Raw genomic sequence first — 20,126 nt, 5'->3', positions numbered from 1 at the left:
GGCGACGCAAATAGACCACTAAGAAATCAAGGAAAGGCCACCGCCGCAGGCGCACAGACACGAGCGCCGCGTAGACAAAAACGAAAGCAAAGCCCAACGCCGTAGGCACACAGAAGAATGCCGCCGCCAAAGGCAAAAAAACCCTTAACCCTCACCCGCGTGAGCCCTCGCCCTTACATCAGAAAACGCCACATCGATCATTAACTTGCCGGACTCAAACACTGTGACAAACGCCTCATCCCAATCACCCTCAAGGGTGCGATCATCCCAGGCGAGCGGCAGCGTCGCAGTCCGATACTCACCTGTATGACGATTCCGCAGCAAAGTAAGCCGCCCCTTCTTAGACCGCTTGCCGGCATCCGTAACAGGATCCTTCCGCACATCGTGCCACTCATCTCCAAGCTTGATGGCCGAACACTTCATCGCAAACCGTTGCGTATCGCGATTGATCTGCTGCAACAACGCCCCACCCATTCCAAACACAATATTATCCGTCGCGTACCCGGCATCATCCATCCCCGCAAGGATGGCCTCAATCGAATCCGGATTCACGCCGTCGCCCTGAATCACCCTCACGTTGCTGAGCACACGGCGGCCCTTGCTGTTCACCGTCGAACCAAACGACGCGTCGAGCGCCCGCAGGGTCTGCAGCACAATCGTCAGCGGATCGCCGGAATCAGGACGGATCACCAGCGTGCCGCCCGAATCGAGCACCGCCTGCTTCAGTTCCGTGCCCCAGACCTCGAGCGCGGCGAACAGGTCGTATGAATCGGACACCACCGAAACAATCGCCCCCGGCTTGCCGAACTGCGCAATCATGTTGCGAAACGCATCGGTCTCGCGCTCGCGGCCCCAAGCCGTGATCGTGCTGTGCTCGGCAGCCGGCACCGAAAACGCCGCCATCGGCTCGTTGTAGTAATGGTTCGCCGCAACCACGCCGAGCACCGTATCCGAACCCATGAAACTGACGAGGTGTGCGGAGCCGCCAATCGCCGCCGACTCCGCGCTCGACACGCCGCGCGCGCCGAAGTCATGCAGCTTGAACGGCAGTTGCGTGAGGTCGTCACTGCTCTTCTCAAGATAGCCGCGGATGGTCTTGCGCAGATGCCAGCTTTGCGTGGCAACCGTAATCGGATACCACACGCGCATCAGCATCGTCTCCAGATACGAGGCCAGCCAGAACACCTGCGGGTCGTCGCATTCGACCGTTACGAGCACGTTGTGCGTCGGCACCACCGAACCTTCCGGCACCGCGCGGATCCGCACCGGCAAATAACCGTCGTAGCGCTCGACGATATAACGCCAGCCGGCTTCGTTAAACGGCTCACCGTGGCCCGCGAAAAATGCTTTCGCCTGATCGATCATCGCCGCCGTGATGGGGCGGCACAGATACTCCTTGATCAGCATCTGCAAGCCGAAGAACAGCGTGCGGTCATAGCGTCCACCACGCGACTCGATGTACGAAAACATCGCCGATGCGTCAGGCGGATATTGCAGGTAGTGCGACGCCTTGTACGAATCCGTGTTGAGGATCAGATTGGACAGGATCGAGGAAATATCGTTGAGACCGTTGATATCGTCTTGCATGGCTAGAACTCCTCTAGGCCGTTGAGTTGCCGCCAGGTCTATCCCGACGGAGGGGGTCAATCAAAGCTTGCTCAGAAAGTGATGAGCGATATCGAAGTGATCCTCGAACATCACGTTGCGCATGGTCGCCAATACGTTTAGCGGAATCCACTGCGCCTTGTCGGCGTCGTCGCTCCCCCTCACGCGCGGCAATTCGCCGAGCGGAAAGTGAAACAGGAACGCATGTGTAATAGTACGTCCGCGCAGCGAACGATGCGGATGGTCGAATACCTGGCGATCCTTCAGCGAACCACGCATGACGGGTTCGGGCAGTTTCAGCCCGGTTTCCTCGCGCAACTCGCGAATGCATGCGGTTTCGAGCCGCTCGTCCTGATTGACGAAGCCTCCCGGCAGCGCCCACAAGCCGCGGCCGGGTTCGCTGCGGCGTCGCACCAGCAGGATGTGGCCGGAATGAACGACTAACGCGTCGACCGTGACGAAGGTCACTGGATAGGGCGCCGCGGCCCAGGCCTTTTTATAACCGGCGATGAATTCGGCTTCGGATTTCAGTTGCGCGAATTCGGGCCGCTTGCGGAATTGTTCGAGCCACGCAAAGACTGGGGCCGGCACCGCCCATTGCACGAAGCTGTTGCTGCGTTCGGCGAATAGTTGCTCGCGGATTTCTGTGGCGGAGATGTCTTCCGTTGCCTCCACATCGATCAGTTCCCACTGCGGGAACATGCGCAGGTAGTACGAAGATGCGTCTTTTTCGTGGCCTATCAGCGCGATTTTTTTGCCCGAGGTTTCGCCGAGTTCTGTTGCTACCGCGCCCTGGATCCAACGGAGCCAGTCGCCATCGTTGTACGTTGAATCTTGTACCGGGGTGATGGTGACGCGATCACGGTCCTCTGCGTCCAGCATGGACGCTAGCATTTCGCGGCGCTCTTCGAATGAGAACGGGTCTTTGATCGTGCGAGGTTTGTCTGTTGATCCTATGAGGATGCAGACTTTTTGGGCTAATGCCAATGCCCGGTGCAGGACGTCCAGGTGTCCGCGGTGCGGGGGTTGGAAGCGGCCAATGAAGATTGTTGCGTCGAAACGCTTTGGGGATGATGCTGTGCTCATGAGGCTCCCTCAAGAGGTTTTGGCGGTTTTGGGTCTGTCCTTTAACCGTACAGATATGTTATTTGTTTGATTGTTTTGTCGTCAATGGGTTTTTTGTTGGTCTGTTTTTCTGTATGCCTACGGCGGGGGTCCTCTCCTCTGTTTGCCTACGGCGGTGGCCCTCCCCTCTGTTTGCCTACGGCGTCGGCCTTTCCTTGATTTGTTATTGGTTTATTAGTGTTGCCCCTGTGCGGGGCGGCACCTACTTTTCTTTGCCGGCCGCAAAGAAAAGTAGGCAAAAGAAAGCGGCTAAAACCGCTAATTTTTAAGCGGGTCCGCCGCGCAGTCACGGTAGTGGTGCATCTGGAATCTGTGTTCTCGCACATTCCACCCTGGTGACAAGGCAGTCATTCTTCCGGCGGCGCTGCGCGCGCCGTAGCGGTACTTCTCAACACCGATTGGAGGTACGCGCTTGCGGCGTCATTCTTCCCTCTCCCCTTCCGCGCCCCACCCTCCAATTTGCGCGCCACCCGAATACGCGCTTCGCCAGTTCGCTCGACACAGCGCCGTCGTCCTCGGCGATGTTGTGGACGCCGGGCACGCCCCGGCGTGTCACTGATGCAAAAGGGAACGGCGCGGCCGGAATTGCGCGGCCGCGCCGTTCGTTTGACCTGATGTCCCGGTTCAGAACACGCCGGGAATCACGCGGTAACGTACCTTGCTCCTGTAGGCTCGATAGTGACTATCGGTGGATAGGAGTTGTTCCTCACGCACGATTCGCCCGATCTGCAACGCGAACTGGCAGCCGTATACGATCATGTTCTGTACGCCGAAATTCACCAGCAGAAAGCCAATGTCCATGGCGAAATAGCCCAGGTACATCGGATGACGGACGAAGCGGTACGCGCCGCGCGAAACAACGCCGCGATTGGCAGGCAAAATGCCGAACGAGCGGCGCAGCGATACCTTCGCGAATAGTTGCCAGAAAATCCCCAGCAACTGCAACGACGCGCCGATCGCTTCCGGCACGAGTTGGGTGCCAGGCGAAAGTCGCACCGCCAGAAAATAAAAAGTGCCGCCGATCGAACAAATGAAGGCGAATGGGCGCCAGTCACGTTGAGTCGGCACACGCGCAAATAACGACAAACCCACGGTCAGGAAAGCGCCCACCACCACCAGCAAGAGCGTGATGCGCGTGGGCGCCGCGCGCCATTGGATGATCGCCCCATACGCAAAGAAGCTCAGCAGGAGCGCGGCGCCCACGCGAGCCAGGATCTCCACCGACGCCTCGCGCATTCCGCCACCCGGCAACGCGTGTTCAGCAGCGTCGACGCAAGGCGTTTCGAGTGACGCGGCCGCCGGTTCGACGACCACGGTTTCCGCAAGGCTGCCGTCGCTGCCAATCCCCGCCAAAGGCGTCGTCTTTGTCATGGCGCGCTCGTTCTTTATATGCAAATGACTTGCGAAGCCAGTCGCGTAAGGCACGGCTTCGAGTCTGCCGCCTTCGCAGCGGCAATACCGATCGACTTTCCCTGACGTTTCTGTGCCGCTGTTTTGTTCATTGCATCCCGCCCCTTTGTTTTTTTCTAATCACTACATCGTCATCGTATACAGGTTCTGCATCCGATCTGAAAATGCCGATTGCTGGTTCGCTGAATCCCGGTGGCAATCCAGCAATCCAGATCACGCCATGCGCGGTCGTACTCGACGGCTGCGTGGCGGTGGCCGGCGACGACATGATGGTCTACGCTGTCGTATTGCGTCAATGCCCTGTCCTCAACTGCGGCGGCACATCAGGCCACATCAGGCCACATCGGGAACAGGCGGCCTGGCGTGCCTTTGCGCGACCCGGCACTGGCCGGCCACAGCAAGTCGGTCAGCAGGCCGATGCCTTGCGCCAGCGTGCTGTCTTTGGCCGAGGTGACGAGCGGCACACCTTGATCGAGCGCCTCTTTCACGTGTTTTTCGTCGCGCGGCAGTTGATGCGCTATCTTCGCACCGAGGGTTTCCTCTAGCGTCGGCAGGCTGATCCTCGCGTTCTTGTCGTATTGATTCACGACCACCCTCACCTTGCTCGCCGGGTAGCCGAGTCCCCTGAAAATATCGAGCATGCGGCGCCCTGCGTGCAGGTACGGCGTGTCTTGCCGCACGACCATGCAGATCGAATCGCTGTGGTCGAGCGCGTGGATCGCGAGCGGATTAATGCTTTGCCCGATGTCGATCAGCACTGCGTCGTATTGCTCGCGCACCAGCAAGAGAATTCTCTCCAGCTGCGCAGGCCGCATTTCGGCGGCCTTGAGCGGATCGCCTGCGCCCGCCAGCACGTCGAAGCCCGCGTGCACTCGCATCACGCACGTTTCGAGGAAGGCGGGGTCGAGCCGGTCGATCTGTGCGCATACGTCGACGAGCGTCGCAGGCGGCGGCCTGTTCGCCACCAGCAGGCTGGCGTCGGCGAACTGCTGGTTGAGGTCGAGCAACAGCACACGTTTGTCGCGCAGCACGGCGAGCGTGTAAGCGAGATTCACCGCGATCAGCGTGGCGCCGCTGCCGCCCTTGCATGAAGCAAGCGACACGACGTGGCCAGTGCGGCGCGCGTCCGCGTTTTTCTTCGCGTCGAGATGGACGAGCACGTCGACGATCTGGCGGTTGTCAAGCGGCCACGACAGCACGTGCCGCACACCGATGCGAGTTGCCGCCGTCAGCAGCGCGCTAGATGGCGCCGGCGTCACCAGCATGCAATGCAGATTCGGCGTGCAGGCCAGCGTCTCCTCGACGCCGGCCAGGTCGCGCGCCGTCAGATCGACATCGTCGACGATCAGCAAATCGGCCCGCCTGATCGCGGCGGCGTGTACGCGCAGGTGCCTGGCCGTGCCGTGAACGATGCGCAACCGATACACAACACCGCTGTCGTCGAGGCGCACGCCGATATGCGACGCACGTTCCGTGCTGGACGAAATCAGGAGGATGTCGATCATATGGACTCTCCGCTGGTTCGATCCTATTGCGTTGGCAACGCCGCGAAAGCGTGCGCCAGTTCGACGATGCGCTCGGCCCCGAGCGCGCCGGAAACGGCGCTGGTCAGCATCGGCATAGCGGTGCCCACGCTCACGCCGATGATCGCGCGAGAGCCACTGCGGCCTTACGCGATCATGCTGGCAGCGCCGACACCGGAGCCGGGCAGACGGTTGCGTATCAGGTGTACTCGTCGGGATCGGGCCAGCGGATGTCGGGGCTTCGATCGCGGCCTCGTTCGGCTGAAGCCGGGATCTCGTACATCGCGTCGCGCAGCGCGTCGCCCTGAATCTCTGCCTGAGCCTTGCGCTTTATCGCGTCAGCGATCACGAGCGTCAGCAAATCGACCGGCGGCGCGGCGAACAACGCACGAGGTGGCGCAAAATGACGCTGATAAGAGAGATTGGCACCGCGATCCGCGATGCGGCGGTCCGGCCGCGATAGGGCCAGCTTGCTGTTCTCATTCATGACAACCCCCGAATGATAGGCCTGACCAAGGCCGGTTCAAGGCGGACCGCGCCTGCGCAAATGCACAGACACGGCCCCTGGTTATCCTCGTAACGTGCGCCTCTCTATGGAGACTCAGGCCATTCCTCTCCGCTACTTCGCGCCGGCCGGCCCTGACCGTGCACTGCCCCTTCCCTGTTTTGTTCGTCGCGCGCCGGTGAACAACGCGAGCACGCTGCCTGTCGTTATTGCCGCTCCGTAGAGCCGGGTCCCCATCGCACTACTGCGCCGATCGCACAGATCGAGAGGCCTGGTTCGAAGACTCGTCCAGGTCGAAACCGTGTGCGTATGCATGTCCCACAGCGCAGTACAGTGAGCAGTGCCAGTTGCGTCGCACACAGCTCAACCGGATCACGCTGCCTCAGGTCCGTCCAGCAGGACGAAAAAAGTGGCGAGGTCATCGCATCACGTCATCCCGGTCACGAACAGCCGATACGCCGTATCGATCATTCGTCCCGTCTTTTTTGGACGTCCATTTATCAGTGGCCCCGCCGCAGCCTCGTAGGGCGCATTGACTTTCCCCGGTCGCGCCTACGAAGTCCGTGATTGCCGTCGGCTATTTTTACCGGCTGCGTCCCCGCGCTTCCGGCTTCCCGACTGCAATGTATTTTTTCGCTTGCGAATCACCTATCGCAACGGCTATGCCACCTGTACTCAAACCCTTGCCGGACGGCAATGTGTGGTGCTGCGCACGGTGCCGGACGGTACTTCGCGTCACGCGATGATTCGTGCGCGACACGTATTCCGCGGACGCGCTCACGCACGGCGGATATGCGGCTCGTGTTATCGCGCCGGATGAAAACCCTTACGCGCCACTTCCGGCAACGCTTTGCCGTGAGGTCCGTTCAAACGTGCCGACGCCTCGGCACACCAAGCTGCCATTTCGGCATGCCGCCCGATTTGTCGCATACCTGAGACGCGGCGGCCTCGACACGTCGTATCCGTCGCAAGATTGACGCGCAGCCGCTCGCATTGCCGTGCGGGACGCCGCTCACAGCGGAGATTGCCGGACTGTTTATGAACGGCAAGTCCAGATAGGGCATCACGTCGAAATTGTTTCTGAATCCAGATTTGTTTGTATAGCGCTCGAAAAATCTTTCGCTTATCGTTAAGGCAAGCGCCACATAGAGCGCCTTTAATCAGGTCAACGAGGTGTAACGGTTTTGTAATTCGGGGATGAGTTCGTTTAGCGGATTCCGCGCCGCGCGCTGTTCCGCTTTCTGTCCCATGCGTGCAACCAGCGGCTCGCGCCGCTGCGCCATGCCCCCGCCATTGCCGCTACCGTGAATGCGTGACCGCCGGGCACCCGCAGCAGAGCTCGAACGCGGCTACGAAAAACCATGCTCGAGTCCGTGCAGACGGACCGGCTGGCTCAGTTGGCCGAGGGTCGGTAACTCTTGCCGACCCGCCCAATGCATCGAATAGCAGTCGAGAGAGCAGTATCGAACCGGGGGTTACATGAATACGACCTGCACACCTGGCGACACGGAGCGCACCGTGCTCTATGTGTCGAACTCGCCCGACCAGAATCTCGCCAATTTTCTTGCGGCTTCGGGCTGGCATGCGGTGCATGCCAAAAGCACCGCCATCGCCGAACGCATGATCGAGCGCGACAACATCAAGGTAGGGCTTGTCGAATTGCCCGGCAATTGCAGCTCGCGGCATCTGTCGGCGCTGGCGTCGTGCATGCGGCGCGTCGAGACCAACTGGGTCGCGCAAATCGCACCGGGGCAGGCCGAAGACGAACTGGTCAGCCGCTTCATCCTCGACTATTGCTTCGATTTCGTGACCCGGCCGTGGTTGAACGACCGGCTCGTTTTCGCGCTCGGTCACGCGCACGGGCTGTCGAGCCTGCGGCATGCGGAGGTTTTGCCGGAGCCGTCACTCGGGCGGCACGGCATGATCGGGCAATGCGAAGCGATGCAGCAGTTGTACCGGCGGATCGATAAATGCGGAGTGACCGATGCGCCAGTGTTCATCGCCGGTGAGTCGGGTACCGGCAAGGAACTGACCGCCAGTGCGATTCACGAGCGCTCGCCGCGCGCCGGCCAGGCGTTCGTCGCGATCAATTGCGCGGCAATTCCGCCGAGCCTCCTCCAGGCCGAATTGTTCGGCCACGAGCGCGGCGCCTTTACCGGTGCGCTGCAACGCAAGATCGGCCGGATCGAAAGCGCCAATGGCGGCACGCTCTTTCTCGACGAGATCGGCGATATGCCGCATGAATGCCAGGCGGTGCTGCTACGCTTTCTGCAGGAAGGCACCATCGAGCGGCTGGGCGGTAGCGGCACCATCAAGGTCGATGTGCGCGTTATTTCGGCGACCCACGTCGATCTGGACAAGGCGGTCGAAGACGGCCGTTTCCGGTCCGACCTGTATCACCGCCTATGCGTGCTGCGGCTCGTCGAGCCGCCGTTGCGCGAACGCGGCGGCGACATCAAGCTGCTCGCCAACTTTGCACTCAGCATGTACAAGCAGGACGGCGCACGCAAGCTGCGCGGGTTGTCGAGCGACGCGATCGTCGCAATGGCAAACTATCCGTGGCCGGGCAATGTGCGTGAGCTGATCAACTGCGTGCGTCGCGCGGTCGTGATGAGCGACGGGCGCTTTATCACGGCAAGCGATCTCGGCTTGCCGGAATCCACGAACGAACGGGCCGTGACGCTGGCGGAAATCCGCAGCAAAGCCGAGAAAGATGCGATCGAGCACGCACTGCAGCGGCACGGCTACAAGTTCTCCGAAGCAGCGGCTGAGCTCGGCATTTCGCGGGCGACGCTATATCGCCTGATGCACGCGAACCGTCTGCACCAGGACCAGCCGGCCGGACGCGCGTCAAGTGCGAACGGCGGCGCGGATGCCGACGGCGAGGCGGAGCGGCAGGCGCCATCGCTGGTCTAGCCCCACAGTCGCCCGCGGCCCCAGTGGCCCGCCGGCCGCTCACCCCAGCAAACGGGCCGCATTGCGGCGTCGCTCGTCGCTTGTCTGGCGCGGCCAAACGGCGCTCCTCACGCCTTGCACTGCAGCCCGTTTCGGGCGTTCGCAGGCGCGTTTCATATGTGAACAGACCCTAGGAGGCGCGGATTTCGCATACGGATTCGCGGGGGGTGCAAATTTTTTTTCGGGCCTTGTCCGGCTCGCAGGCACGGCCGGCGGGTGGTGATCCAGGTGACGGCCTGGTTACCTGCCTATCGGACACGCCACTGCGTTGCTATGCTGGAAGCCGTTCATCCGCATAGGAGTGGACTTGGCCGATCAGCATCAGCACTTTCCGGCGACTGCGCGCCGTCCGTCGTCCCTGCTTCCCGCGCAGGCGAGTCCTTGTGACACGCTCGTCATCCGCGCTCAGCCTCTCAGCTTCGACCACCCGTGCCGCCGCAAACGGGTGGCGTTGGCCGCGACCATCCTCGGCTCGAGCATGGCATTCATCGACGGCTCGGTGGTCAACGTCGCGCTGCCTTCGATCCAGAGCGAACTGGGGGCGAGCGTCGCGGCGATCCAATGGGTCGTCAACGCGTATCTGCTGTTTCTCGGCGCGCTCGTGCTGGTGGGCGGCTCGCTCGGCGACAAGCTCGGCCGGCGCACCGTGTTCGTCGCGGGTATCGGTTTGTTCACGCTGGCGTCGATTGGCTGCGGCTTCGCGCCGGGCGCGGGCGCGCTGATCGCGGCGCGTGCGGTGCAAGGCGTTGGTGCGGCGTTGCTGGTGCCGAGCAGTCTCGCGATCATCGGCGCGGTGTTCGACGACAAGGAACGCGGCCGGGCGATCGGCACCTGGGCCGGCGTCGGCGCGATCACGTCGGCGGTCGGGCCGGTGGCGGGCGGCTGGCTCGTCGATGCGTTTTCGTGGCGGGCAATTTTCTTTCTGAACGTGCCGATTGCGTGCGCGACGATCGCGCTGGCGACCCTGGCGGTGCCGGACAGTCGCCAATCCGACGCTCCCGACCAGCTCGATTGGCTCGGCGCCACCACGGCTGCAGCCGGCCTCGCCGCGCTAACTTACGGCCTGACGATCGCATCGACGCGCGGCTTTGGCGACCGCCGCGTGCTCGCCGCGATTGTCGCGGGCCTGATCGTGCTTGCCGGCTTTCTCGCGATCGAGGCGAAGAGCCGTTCACCGATGATGCCGCTCGACGTGTTCCGTTCACGTGATTTCGTCGGTGCGAATCTGGTGACGCTGCTGCTGTACTTCGGCTTGGGCGGCGCATTGTTCTTTTTACCGTTCACGCTGATTCGCGCCTATGGCTACAGTGCCACTGAAGCGGGCGCGGCCCTGTTGCCGGTGCCAGTCACGATCGGCCTGCTGTCGCGTTTCACTGGCGAGCTGACGAGCCGTTACGGCGCACGGGCATTGCTCACCGCTGGACCGGTGATAGCGGGGCTTGGCTTTGGGATGCTGGCGCTGCCGTGGGTGCGCGGCGCTTATTGGAGCGGTTTTTTTCCAGCGCTGACGGTGCTTGGTCTTGGAATGACCGTCACCGTTGCCCCGCTGACGACCACGGTGATGACCGCGGTGAGCGCCGATCGCACGGGCGTCGCGTCCGGGATCAACAACGCCGTTGCGCGGGTGGCGGGATTGCTGGCGGTCGCCGTGTTGGGGATTGTGTTTGTGTGGTCACATGATGCGGCGCTGAGCGCGCGGCGTGATCAGCCGCGTGCGGCGGCGGTCGGTGTTTTGCCGGCTGGCAGCGGGGAAGCTGATGCGCTTGGCGCGGCTTTGCGGGCGGTGGCGATGGTGTCCGCTGTTTGCGCGCTGGCGGGGGCCGGGGTGGCTGTTTCTACTCTTCGCTCGCGCGGGTGACATTCCGGTTTTTGCGCTTGCTGACTGCGGCGGGGTGTTCGCTGTTCCGCGACAGTTCATGTCGAGGTGAAACGTTTTAGCTCCCCGGGGCGGGATACTGATTCCTGTCTTATCGGACAATTTTTCTGTTTCCCGGGGGTTTTGCTCATGGCTATTACCTGTTTTATTCGCTACCAGATCGATCCTTTTCAACGAGATGCTTTCAAGGAATATGCCGAAAACTGGGGGAGGATTATTCCGCGCTGCGGCGGGTTTCTGATTGGGTATTTTTTGCCCCATGAAGGGACTAATGATGTTGCCTGGGGGTTGATTCGGTTTGATACCCTTGCCGGGTATGAGGCTTATCGCGCACGGCTTCGGGGTGATGATGAGGCGGTCGCTAATTTTCGATTTGCTCAGGAGAGGAGGTTTATTCTTCGGGAAGAAAGGAGTTTTACTGAGGTTGTTGAGGGGGCTTTTGGTTTGAATGCCAATTAGTAGGTTTTTCTCGTCCCGAGGGGGTTTTCTGTTTGCCTATGGCGGTGGTCTTTGTTTGTTCTTGTTTGCCTACGCGGCGCTTTTTGTCTGTTTGCCTGCGGGGTTGGCCTTTCCTTGTTTTGTTATTGGTTTATTAGCGTCGCCCCTGTGCGGGGCAGGCACTTACTTTCTTTGCCGCCGCAAAGAAAGTAAGCAAAGAAAGCGGCTTCACACCGCTAATTCTTAAGCGGGTCCCCTGGCTTGGAGGAGGTAGTGGAGCATCTGGAATCGGTGTTCTCGCACACTCCGCCCTGGTGACAAGGCAGTCATACTTCCGGCGGCGCTGCGCGCGCCGACGCGGTACTTCATCAAACCGCTCGCCAATTTCGCGTCAACGTTTTGCCCGGCGCGGCGGCTCACCGTCCATCCCCCATGCCCTCGCCGCGGCGCTCGCGTTTTGTCTGGCGCGTTGGCCCGCCGTTGCATTGCCAATCTTCACTGTCGTACCGACTCTTCGCTTTGCGTGATGGCCCGCACTCGCACATTCGGGCGCTTCGCCGAGGCGGAGCCGATGGCCCCCGCCGAACCAAAGCGAAACCACTGGTTTCCCTGGCAGACCCGTCCGCGACGCACGCAGTGCGAGGCGGGAAGAATGATGCCGGAGGCGCATACGCCCCATCGGTGTTGAGAACTACCGCCACGGCGCGCGCAGCGCCGCCGGAAGTATGACTGCCTTGTCACCAGCGCTGAATGTGCGAGAACACCGATTCCAGATGCTCCACTACCTCCTCCAAGCCAGGGGACCCGCTTAAGAATTAGCGGTGTGAAGCCGCTTTCTTTGCTTACTTTCTTTGCCGCAAAGAAAGTAAGTGCCTGCCCCGCACAGGGGCGAAGCTAATAGACCACTAAGAAATCAAGGAAAGGCCAACCCCGCAGGCACACAGGCATAAGCGCCGCGTAGGCAAAGACACCAAGCAAAGCCCAACGCCGTAGGCAAACAGGCAAATACCGCCTCAAAGGCAAACCAAAAATCAAAACCGAAATAGCAACGACAAGGAACTTGTCCCCCACCTCCGTGTCGCTAATAAATTAGCAGCGGCCCCGCGCCGCCCCAGGCGCGAAGCCATAAAACCAAACCTCGCCACTGCGCGGCGCCCCAGCCCATCAATCGCCCAACATATGCGCAAACTACTCCTCATCTGGCTCCTGGCCCTCCTCACCTCTCCAGCGTTCTCCACGCCGGCCGCTTCCGCGTCGGCCAAAACACCGTCGGCCACCCCAGCGCCGGCACAGAACGCACCACAGATCGCCCTGACTCCACACCAGGCCCGTCAAGCCCTCGACGTTCTCAACGACCCCAACCGCCGCGCCCAAGTCACCGACACGCTCCGCGCAATCGCCGCCGCCGGTGCACTCAGCGCCCCATCCGCCTCCGCCGCGGCGGCAACAGCGGCAACATCGGCCGCTTCAGCCCCAGCGCCGGCAAGTAGCACCGCCAGCCTGGTCCCAACGGCATTTCAATCGAATGGTCTCGCCTCGCAACTGGCCCGCCAAGGCGCGCATTGGGCCGTACGCCTCGGCATGTCGTTGCGCCGCTCAGTCGCCGCGCTACTCGACGTGTCGTCGGTCCGCGCCTGGTGGAAGTGGCAATCAACCAGCCCGCAAGCGCGCGGCGTGCTGGCCCACGTCGTGTGGTCGCTGCTCGCCGCACTACTGCCCGCGCTCGTGCTCGAATGGCTGGCACGCCGCCTGCTGCGCCGCGCGTACACGGCCCTCGCCGGGCGTCGGAAAAATGAAGACGACGACGATGCAGCGCGATCCGACCTGCCCGCCGACGCCACGCCGCCGCCAACCGAATCGCCCACCACAGCACCGCCTCGGACCGATTCGCCCAATGCGGCACCGCTTCCAGCCGTTTCGCCCGACGCCGCAGCGGCAGCACCCAGCACGTCCGCAGCAGCGCCTGTCACCGGCAGAGCCACTGAAACCAAAGGCAAGCGGCACGCCGCGCATCACTGGACCCTGTTGCAACGCCTGCCGCGCGGGATCCTGACCATGGTGCTGCGGCTGCTGCCGCTCGCCGTGTTCGTCGGCGCGGCCAGCGCGCTGATGTCATTCGTCGCCGACGGCGGCACGCCGCAAGACCGCGCGCTCGATTCGCTGATCGACATCTACGTGCTGTGCCGCGTAATCGTGATCGTCAGCGGCTTCTTTCTGCAACCGGCCGCGCCGCGCCTGCGTCTGTTGCGCATGAGCGACTCGTGGGCCGCCTTCGTGCAGCGCTGGATCGTGCGTATCGTCAGTGTCGTCGGCGGCGGCTCGGCAGTCGCGGAGATCGCGCAGTCGCTCGGTTTGAACGATGCGGCACATCTCGCGCTGATGAAGGTGGTCGCGCTCGCCGGTCACGTGTTGATCTCGATCCTGATCCTGCAATGCGCCAGGCCCGTCGGCGAATTGATCCGCGAGCGCTTTGCCGCGAGCCAATCACTGGAGATGTTCGGCAATGCGCTCGCCGATGCGTGGGCGTGGTTCGCGGTGTTCGTCGTGATGGCGCTGTGGTTCATCTGGGCGCTCGACGTGCAGAACGGCTATCACACGCTGCTGCATCTCGGCGGCATTTCCTTCGCGATTCTGGTGGCCGCGCGGGTCGTGTCGATTGTGATCTTCGGCGCGCTGGCAAGGGTCTTCAAAGTGCAGGACGACGAAGCGGAGTCGCTCGTGCATCAGCACGCGTATCGCTATTACCCGCTGTTGCGCCGGGTCATCTCGTGGATCATCGGCATCGTCACCGCGCTCGCACTGCTGCAGGTGTGGGGTGTCGATCTGAGCGACCTGTTCCGCGCCGGGACGGTCGGCCACCGGCTGGCCTCGGCGTTGGTGACGATCGGCGTCGCTGCCGTGATCGCGCTGCTGGTGTGGGAAGGCGTCAACGTGTCGATCGAGCGGCGCCTGGACCGCTGGACCACCAGCGGCGATCTGGCGCGCGCCGCGCGCCTGCGTACCCTGCTGCCGATGCTGCGCACCGCGCTCTTCTGCGTGATCGCGCTGGTAGTGGTGCTCACGGGCTTGAGCGAACTCGGCGTGAACATCGGACCGTTGCTGGCGGGCGCCAGTATCTTCGGCGTGGCGCTCGGCTTCGGCTCGCAAAAACTGGTGCAGGATTTCATCACCGGCATCTTCCTGTTGATGGAAAACGCGATGCAGGTCGGCGACTGGGTCACGCTCGCGGGCGTATCCGGCACCGTCGAATATCTGTCGATCCGCACGGTGCGGTTGCGCGGCAGCGACGGCTCCTTGTTCACGGTGCCGTTCAGTTCGGTATCGACGGTCAACAACACCAACCGCGGGCTCGGCAACGCGGCGGTGAAGGTCAATATCGTGTTCGGTCAGGACGTCGATCTGGCGATCGCCACGCTCAAGGAGATCGGCGCGGCGCTGCGCGAAGACGAGCGGTTCAAGGACGGCATCCTGTCCGACTTCAGCTTCTGGGGCGTCGATGCGCTGGACGGTTCCGCCGTGACGCTGGCCGGCCAAATCCAGTGCCGCGATAGCGCGCGCTGGGGCGTGCAGCGCGAATTCAACCGGCGCATTCTCGACCAGTTCGGCGCACGCGGCATCGAGATCGCTAACCCGCAACGGCATCTGCTGACGTGGGACCCGGAAAGCGCGCCGGCCAGGGACGAACCGCCCAGCAACGCACCGGACAGCGGTGTTTCGTTGTCGGCGGCGGCCCGGAAGGCCGACGCGCCGATGGAAGATCAATTGCCCGTCGACCCTAAGCCGGCCGGCGGCCCAGGAACGCCAGCAAATCCTGGTTCAACCTCTGCGCATGCGTGAGAAGTAGAGACCGTGTCCTGCGCCTTCATAGACGTTCAGTAAAGCGCCTTCGATCAGCGCGGCGGTCCGCCGCAGAGCGCGCCATCAAAGGAAGGACCGCCACGGCGCGCGCAGCGCCGCCGGAAGAATGACTGCCTTGTCACCAGCGCGGAGTGTGCGAGGGCACGGATTCCAGATGTTCCACTACCGTGACTGCGCGAGGACCCCGCTTAGCATTAGCGGTTTGAGCCGCTTTCTTTTGCCTACTTTTCTTTGCGGCCGGCAAAGAAAAGTAGGTGCCGCCCCGCACAGGGGCAACACTAATAAACCAATAACAAAGCAAGGAAAGGCAACGCCGTAGGCAAACAGACAATAAGCGCCGCGAAGGCAAAAAAAACCCTATTCCACCTCCCACCACCGCGGCAACAACCTCCGCACCTCCAATCTCCGATACCGATCATCGATCAAATAAACCACACCTCGATCCTGCTCGGTCCGAATCACCCTCCCCGCCGCCTGCACGACCTTCTGCAACCCCGGATACAGATAAATATAGTCATACCCGTTACCGAACTTCGCATCCATCGTACGACGCATCTGCTCATTAACGTCATTCATCTGCGGTAGCCCAAGCGTCGCAATAAACGCACCGATCAACTGTTGCCCGACCAGATCGACGCCTTCCGAAAAAGCACCACCCAACACCGCGAAGCCGACTCCCTGATTCATGGTTCGAAAGCGCGCAAGGAACGCATCACGCGCCGCCTCGTCCATGCCTGGCTCCTGTGCCCACACCGGCAGGTCCGGACACCGTTCGCGCATCAACGCGACCACCCGCTGCAAATAATCGAAGCTGCTCAGAAAACCCAGATAGTTACCCGGCTGCGCCGCATATTGCCGTGCGATCAGATCGACGATCGGCAGTAGCGAGCGCTCGCGGTCGCGCCAGCGCGTCGATACGTTGGCAGCCACACGCACCTGCAACTGCTCGGCGCGAAACGGCCCTTCGACGTCGAGCCAGTTCGTCTGCTCCGGAAGCCCTAAGGTGTCGCGATAGAAATGATGCGGATTGAGCGTGCCGGAGAACATCACGGTGGTACGCGCGGCGGCGTAACGCGGTGCGAGAAACGGCGCAGGAATCACGTTACGCACGCACAGCGTGCAACTGGTTTTGTCGCGCGGCGCGTAATGATCGGCAGTGAGCGTGATGTCGAAGATCGAATGCTCGCTGAACTGTTCCGCCAGCGCGACGAAATGCATCGTGTCGAAGAAAAAACGCAACGACGCTTCGTCGATCGATAGCGGCGCTTCGGCGAGCAGATCGGTCACGGCGCTAATCAGATTCTGCGCGGCCGAGAGCAATTTGCCGGGCACGTCGGCGTAGACCTGATACGTGTCCGTCTGTGCACGCTTGAGCGCGTTCCACTCGCGATTCAGCCGATCAAGCGGCTTGCGCAATGCCGCCGGCGCCATCTTGCGCGCGACGCGAAATGCCGCCTGATCGAGCGACACGGTGTACATCCGGCGCGCGCGGTCGAGCAGATTGTGCGCCTCGTCGACCAGCACACCGACGCGCCACTGATTGATCTGCGTCAGCGCATACAGCATCGCGCTGCTGTCGTAGTAGTAGTTGTAATCGCCGACCACCACGTCGGACCAGCGCGCCAATTCCTGCGCGAGATAGTACGGGCAGATATCGTGCTTGAGCGCCGCTTCGCGGACCGCCGAGCGATCGAGCCGCCGCCCGGACAATGCCGTGCTGCGGGCCGCGTCGAGCCGGTCGTAGAAGCCGCGCGCGAGCGGACAAGACTCGCCGTTGCAGGCTTTGTCGGGATGCTCGCAGGCTTTGTCGCGCGCCACGAGTTCCAGCGTGCGTAAGGGCAATGGCGCGGCGCCCTGGTGCAGTGTCTCAACCGCATCGAGCGCGAGCGCGCGGCCCGGTGTCTTGGCGGTCAGGTAGAACACGCGATCGATCTGATCCGACGCGCACGCCTTCAGCAACGGAAAAATCGTCGCGAGCGTCTTGCCGATGCCGGTAGGCGCCTGCGCTAACAACGCGTTGCCGTCGCGCGCCGCACGATAGACCGACACCGCCAGTTCGCGTTGCCCACTGCGAAATTGCCCGTGAGGGAACTGCAATGCGCCAAGCGCGGCGTTGCGAGCGTCGCGATGCGCCTCTTCCTGCACGGCCCAGTCGAGAAAGCGCTCGCATTGCTCGATGAAGAAAATTTCCAGCGAGCGCGCCGTATGCGTTTCAGTCAGCAGCGTTTCCTTCTGACTGCCGATATTGAAGTACACGAGCGCGATGGTCAGTTCGCTCAACCCGCGCGTCTGGCACAGCAGATGACCGTACACCAGCGCCTGCGCCCAATGCAGCGTGCGGTGATTGGCCGGCATCCGCTCGAGATCGCCGCGATGGGTCTTGACCTCTTCCAGCCGGTTTGCCGCGGCGTCATAGCCGTCGGCACGGCCGCGCACGGTCAAGCCGCGATGCGTGCCGGTCAGCGTGATCTCGGTTTCATAGCCGCTCGCGCGCCGCCCGGCTACCGTGACGTGGCCGGCCATGCCTTCCAGTGAAGTCGGCGCGGGCGTGAAGCGCAGATCCAGATCGCCACGCCTTGCTGTGAATTCGCACATCGCCCGCACGGCGACCACATAGGTCATGCGGCAGCCTCTTGAGCGGCTTCGGGACCGGTGTCGGCTTCGTCGGCCCAACGCACGTCGAGCACGCGCACCGGCATGCCGTGCTGCGCGCAGTACGCGAGCCAGCGGATCTGGTTGTCCTGCAAGCGGTCGCCCGGGCCCTTCACTTCGATCAGTTCGTAGCGGCGCTCAGCCGGCCAGAAACGGATCAGGTCCGGCAGACCCGAGCGATTGCTGCGGATATCGCGCAACAGACGTTCGAAGCATAGCTTCAGATGCGCGGCAGGCAGGCAATCGAGCGCCGACGCAATCAGCTCGGGCGTCAGCACGCCCCAGAACACGAATGGCGATTGCAGACCGGCCTTGGTCTCGAGGTGCCGCAGAATCGTCTCGCGATAGACGGTGCTATCGAGTTGCGCAAGGCAGGCGGCAAATTGCGCAGCGCGGCGGCTGTAAAAATCAGGCGCATGCAGATCGGCCGGGCCACGCTGAAACGGATGGAAAAACGCACCGGGCAGCGCCGCGAACACCGGCTCCCAGCACAGCAAACCGAACAGCGAGTTGATCAGCGCGTTTTCGACGTAATGAACCGGCGCGTCCTCGCGGTTCAGATGATCGCGCGCGACGAATTCAACCGGTTGCGCCGCCTCGGGCCGTGGCAGCACCAGCGTGCTGCGCTCGACCGGCCGCGCGGCCGGCGTGCGCGCCACGGGCTCACCGCGCCGACGTTGCAAGCGTGGCAGCATGCGCGCGATGCGCTGCGCTTCCTCTTCGCTTTCGGGCGCCGCGGCGGCTTGCGAGGCGAGCGCGAAGGCGTCGTCGAAACGTTCGCAGCGCTCGAGCACGCGTATGCGCCGATGCCGCGCACCGGGCCACGCGCATTCCGCATAGACGGCGAGCGCACCTTGCCAATTGTGTTGACGCTCACAATGCTGGCCGATACGGAACAACAGTTTCGCGCGGCGCGTTTCGAGCCATGGGTTCGACGTCTCGATCGCGGCGACGGCGGCGACCAGTTCGCCGATGGATTCGCCATCAGACAGCCATTCGAGTGCTTCGCGGCAGGCATGCAAAGCGAGGTAGACATCGACATCGGCACGTTGCTGGAAGGCACGCGACGAAGGTCCGAACGCAACCGTCTCGTATTGAAACACGCCGAGATCGGCGAGCACGAACTCCGACCAGTCCTGGTGCAAATTGCCGAAGAACATCAGACGCAGCCGCTCGCAGAGCGGCGCGATCACGACGTGCAACACGGAGTCGGTACTTGCCGCGTGCCACGCGGCGAGTGGACGCGCAGCGTCGCCCTCCGCCTCATAAAAGGGGCGCAGCGTTTCGAGCAAGTCCGGTTTGCGCAAGCCCCGGGCACCCGGGATCAACGCGATGGCATCGGCAAAGATGACCAGCAACTCGGGGCGGGTGGTGAGCGCGAACAGATCGTCGAGCGTTAATGGCGGCTCGGCGTCCACCCAACCGAGATCGACGAGTGGAGCGGACGCTTGAACTGGGCAACCGATCTCGTCGTACGCCAGACGGCTCGCGCGGAACAGTGTGCCTTTGCGCATCAGCATACGAACCAGCAGCGCCCGCGACGCCTGCGGCAGAGCCGCGAAGGCAAGCAGGAAGCCGTGCTCGCGCACGTTCAGCAGATCGTCGTAACGTTCCGCGACCCACGCCAGCGCCCGCTCGAAGTTCAGCAGATAGTAAGGAGCATTTGAAGGGGCTTCTGTTGCCACGGCACTTCCACGGAACCTGTATGTATATACAGTGATGATATCAAACTCCGTGAAGGGTTCCGCTGGCAAGCAACTGGCGCAGCGCAGCCTAAGGCACCTAAAGCAAGTGAGTTGTCAGAGCGCTGCCAGGAGCGTCAAACATCGTTGTCACGAGCGCGAGATGCGCACGAGCGAGGATGCTCGTCGACCCACGAGACGCACCGCGCAGCGCGCGGAGAAGTACCCTTCGGCGCGCGCAGCGCCGCCGGAAAAATGACTGCCTTGTCACTAACGCGGATTGCGCGAGAACACAGATTCCAGATGCACCACTACCGCAACTGCGCGAGGGACCCGCTTAGCATTAGCGGTTTAAAGCCGCTTTCTTTTGCCTACTTGTATATTCCCTCCTGTGGCGCCGATCCGATCAGTTGTCGCCACATGGACAGTCAGCTCGTCTGCCTAAAGTGCTTCGAGCCCGCAGAAAAGCCTGAGCGACTGTCCTTTTCATCCTCTTA

11 protein-coding genes are annotated in these 20,126 nt (G+C 62.3%); 4 read left to right on the top strand and 7 right to left on the bottom strand.

Going from position 1 to position 20,126, the window contains the following annotated elements:
* Positions 1-144: 144 nt before the first annotated feature.
* The 5 genes from WN982_RS29200 to WN982_RS29180 all read right to left on the bottom strand — a co-directional run bounded on the left by WN982_RS29200 (position 145) and on the right by WN982_RS29180 (position 6,150).
* On the bottom strand, positions 145-1,587 hold the full coding sequence (locus WN982_RS29200) for a nicotinate phosphoribosyltransferase (RefSeq protein WP_341319042.1): 1,443 nt from the start codon (positions 1,585-1,587) through the stop codon (positions 145-147).
* A 60-nt stretch (positions 1,588-1,647) separates the two neighbouring features.
* The gene (locus tag WN982_RS29195; protein WP_341319041.1) at positions 1,648-2,691 is read right to left on the bottom strand and encodes a bifunctional nicotinamide-nucleotide adenylyltransferase/Nudix hydroxylase; all 1,044 of its coding nucleotides are present in this window, start codon (positions 2,689-2,691) and stop codon (positions 1,648-1,650) included.
* 663 nt (positions 2,692-3,354) lie between these two features.
* A complete protein-coding gene (locus WN982_RS29190; protein WP_341319456.1) occupies positions 3,355-3,966 on the bottom strand; it encodes an isoprenylcysteine carboxylmethyltransferase family protein in 612 nt (203 codons plus the stop codon).
* Between the two features lie 497 nt (positions 3,967-4,463).
* Entirely contained in the window at positions 4,464-5,645 is a 1,182-nt protein-coding gene (locus tag WN982_RS29185; RefSeq protein ID WP_341319040.1) for an AAA family ATPase, read from the bottom strand.
* A 217-nt stretch (positions 5,646-5,862) separates the two neighbouring features.
* Positions 5,863-6,150 carry a hypothetical protein gene (locus WN982_RS29180; protein ID WP_341319039.1) on the bottom strand — a complete coding sequence of 96 codons (288 nt, stop codon included), beginning with the start codon at positions 6,148-6,150 and terminating at the stop codon, positions 5,863-5,865.
* A 1,497-nt stretch (positions 6,151-7,647) separates the two neighbouring features.
* Between WN982_RS29180 and WN982_RS29175 the strand changes: the two genes are divergently transcribed.
* From WN982_RS29175 to WN982_RS29160, 4 genes are all read left to right on the top strand, one after another.
* Positions 7,648-9,084, top strand: a complete 1,437-nt coding sequence (locus WN982_RS29175) for a sigma-54 dependent transcriptional regulator (protein WP_341319038.1) — start codon at positions 7,648-7,650, stop codon at positions 9,082-9,084.
* A 346-nt stretch (positions 9,085-9,430) separates the two neighbouring features.
* The gene (locus WN982_RS29170) at positions 9,431-10,981 is read left to right on the top strand and encodes an MFS transporter (RefSeq protein ID WP_341319037.1); all 1,551 of its coding nucleotides are present in this window, start codon (positions 9,431-9,433) and stop codon (positions 10,979-10,981) included.
* A 147-nt stretch (positions 10,982-11,128) separates the two neighbouring features.
* Complete coding sequence (locus tag WN982_RS29165) at positions 11,129-11,458, top strand: NIPSNAP family protein (RefSeq protein WP_341319036.1); 330 nt, start codon at positions 11,129-11,131, stop codon at positions 11,456-11,458.
* Between the two features lie 1,158 nt (positions 11,459-12,616).
* Complete coding sequence (locus tag WN982_RS29160; protein ID WP_341319035.1) at positions 12,617-15,274, top strand: mechanosensitive ion channel domain-containing protein; 2,658 nt, start codon at positions 12,617-12,619, stop codon at positions 15,272-15,274.
* 378 nt (positions 15,275-15,652) lie between these two features.
* On the opposite strand, the gene WN982_RS29155 is transcribed toward WN982_RS29160, so the two are convergent.
* Together WN982_RS29155 and WN982_RS29150 are read right to left on the bottom strand one after the other, a co-directional pair.
* Entirely contained in the window at positions 15,653-17,917 is a 2,265-nt protein-coding gene (locus WN982_RS29155; protein WP_341319034.1) for an ATP-dependent DNA helicase, read from the bottom strand.
* A complete protein-coding gene (locus tag WN982_RS29150) occupies positions 17,914-19,632 on the bottom strand; it encodes a VRR-NUC domain-containing protein (RefSeq protein ID WP_341319033.1) in 1,719 nt (572 codons plus the stop codon). Before WN982_RS29150 ends, WN982_RS29155 begins: the two co-directional genes overlap by 4 nt.
* Between the last annotated feature and the right edge of the window lie 494 nt (positions 19,633-20,126).

It is taken from the genome of Paraburkholderia sp. IMGN_8 (assembly GCF_038050405.1).
GTDB lineage: Bacteria > Pseudomonadota > Gammaproteobacteria > Burkholderiales > Burkholderiaceae > Paraburkholderia.
The sequence above is the reverse complement of the archived record's forward strand: the minus strand, read 5'-3'. Positions and strand labels throughout refer to the sequence as shown.

Bases quoted from the DNA above. Each gene is read 5' to 3' on its own strand.
- WN982_RS29155 (WP_341319034.1), bottom strand. From the start codon at position 17,917: ATGACCTATGTGGTCGCCGTGCGGGCGATGTGCGAATTCACAGCAAGG.
- WN982_RS29165 (WP_341319036.1), top strand. From the start codon at position 11,129: ATGGCTATTACCTGTTTTATTCGCTACCAGATCGATCCTTTTCAACGA.
- WN982_RS29175 (WP_341319038.1), top strand. From the start codon at position 7,648: ATGAATACGACCTGCACACCTGGCGACACGGAGCGCACCGTGCTCTAT.
- WN982_RS29195 (WP_341319041.1), bottom strand. From the start codon at position 2,691: ATGAGCACAGCATCATCCCCAAAGCGTTTCGACGCAACAATCTTCATT.
- WN982_RS29180 (WP_341319039.1), bottom strand. From the start codon at position 6,150: ATGAATGAGAACAGCAAGCTGGCCCTATCGCGGCCGGACCGCCGCATC.
- WN982_RS29200 (WP_341319042.1), bottom strand. From the start codon at position 1,587: ATGCAAGACGATATCAACGGTCTCAACGATATTTCCTCGATCCTGTCC.
- WN982_RS29160 (WP_341319035.1), top strand. From the start codon at position 12,617: ATGCGCAAACTACTCCTCATCTGGCTCCTGGCCCTCCTCACCTCTCCA.
- WN982_RS29190 (WP_341319456.1), bottom strand. From the start codon at position 3,966: ATGCGCGAGGCGTCGGTGGAGATCCTGGCTCGCGTGGGCGCCGCGCTC.
- WN982_RS29185 (WP_341319040.1), bottom strand. From the start codon at position 5,645: ATGATCGACATCCTCCTGATTTCGTCCAGCACGGAACGTGCGTCGCAT.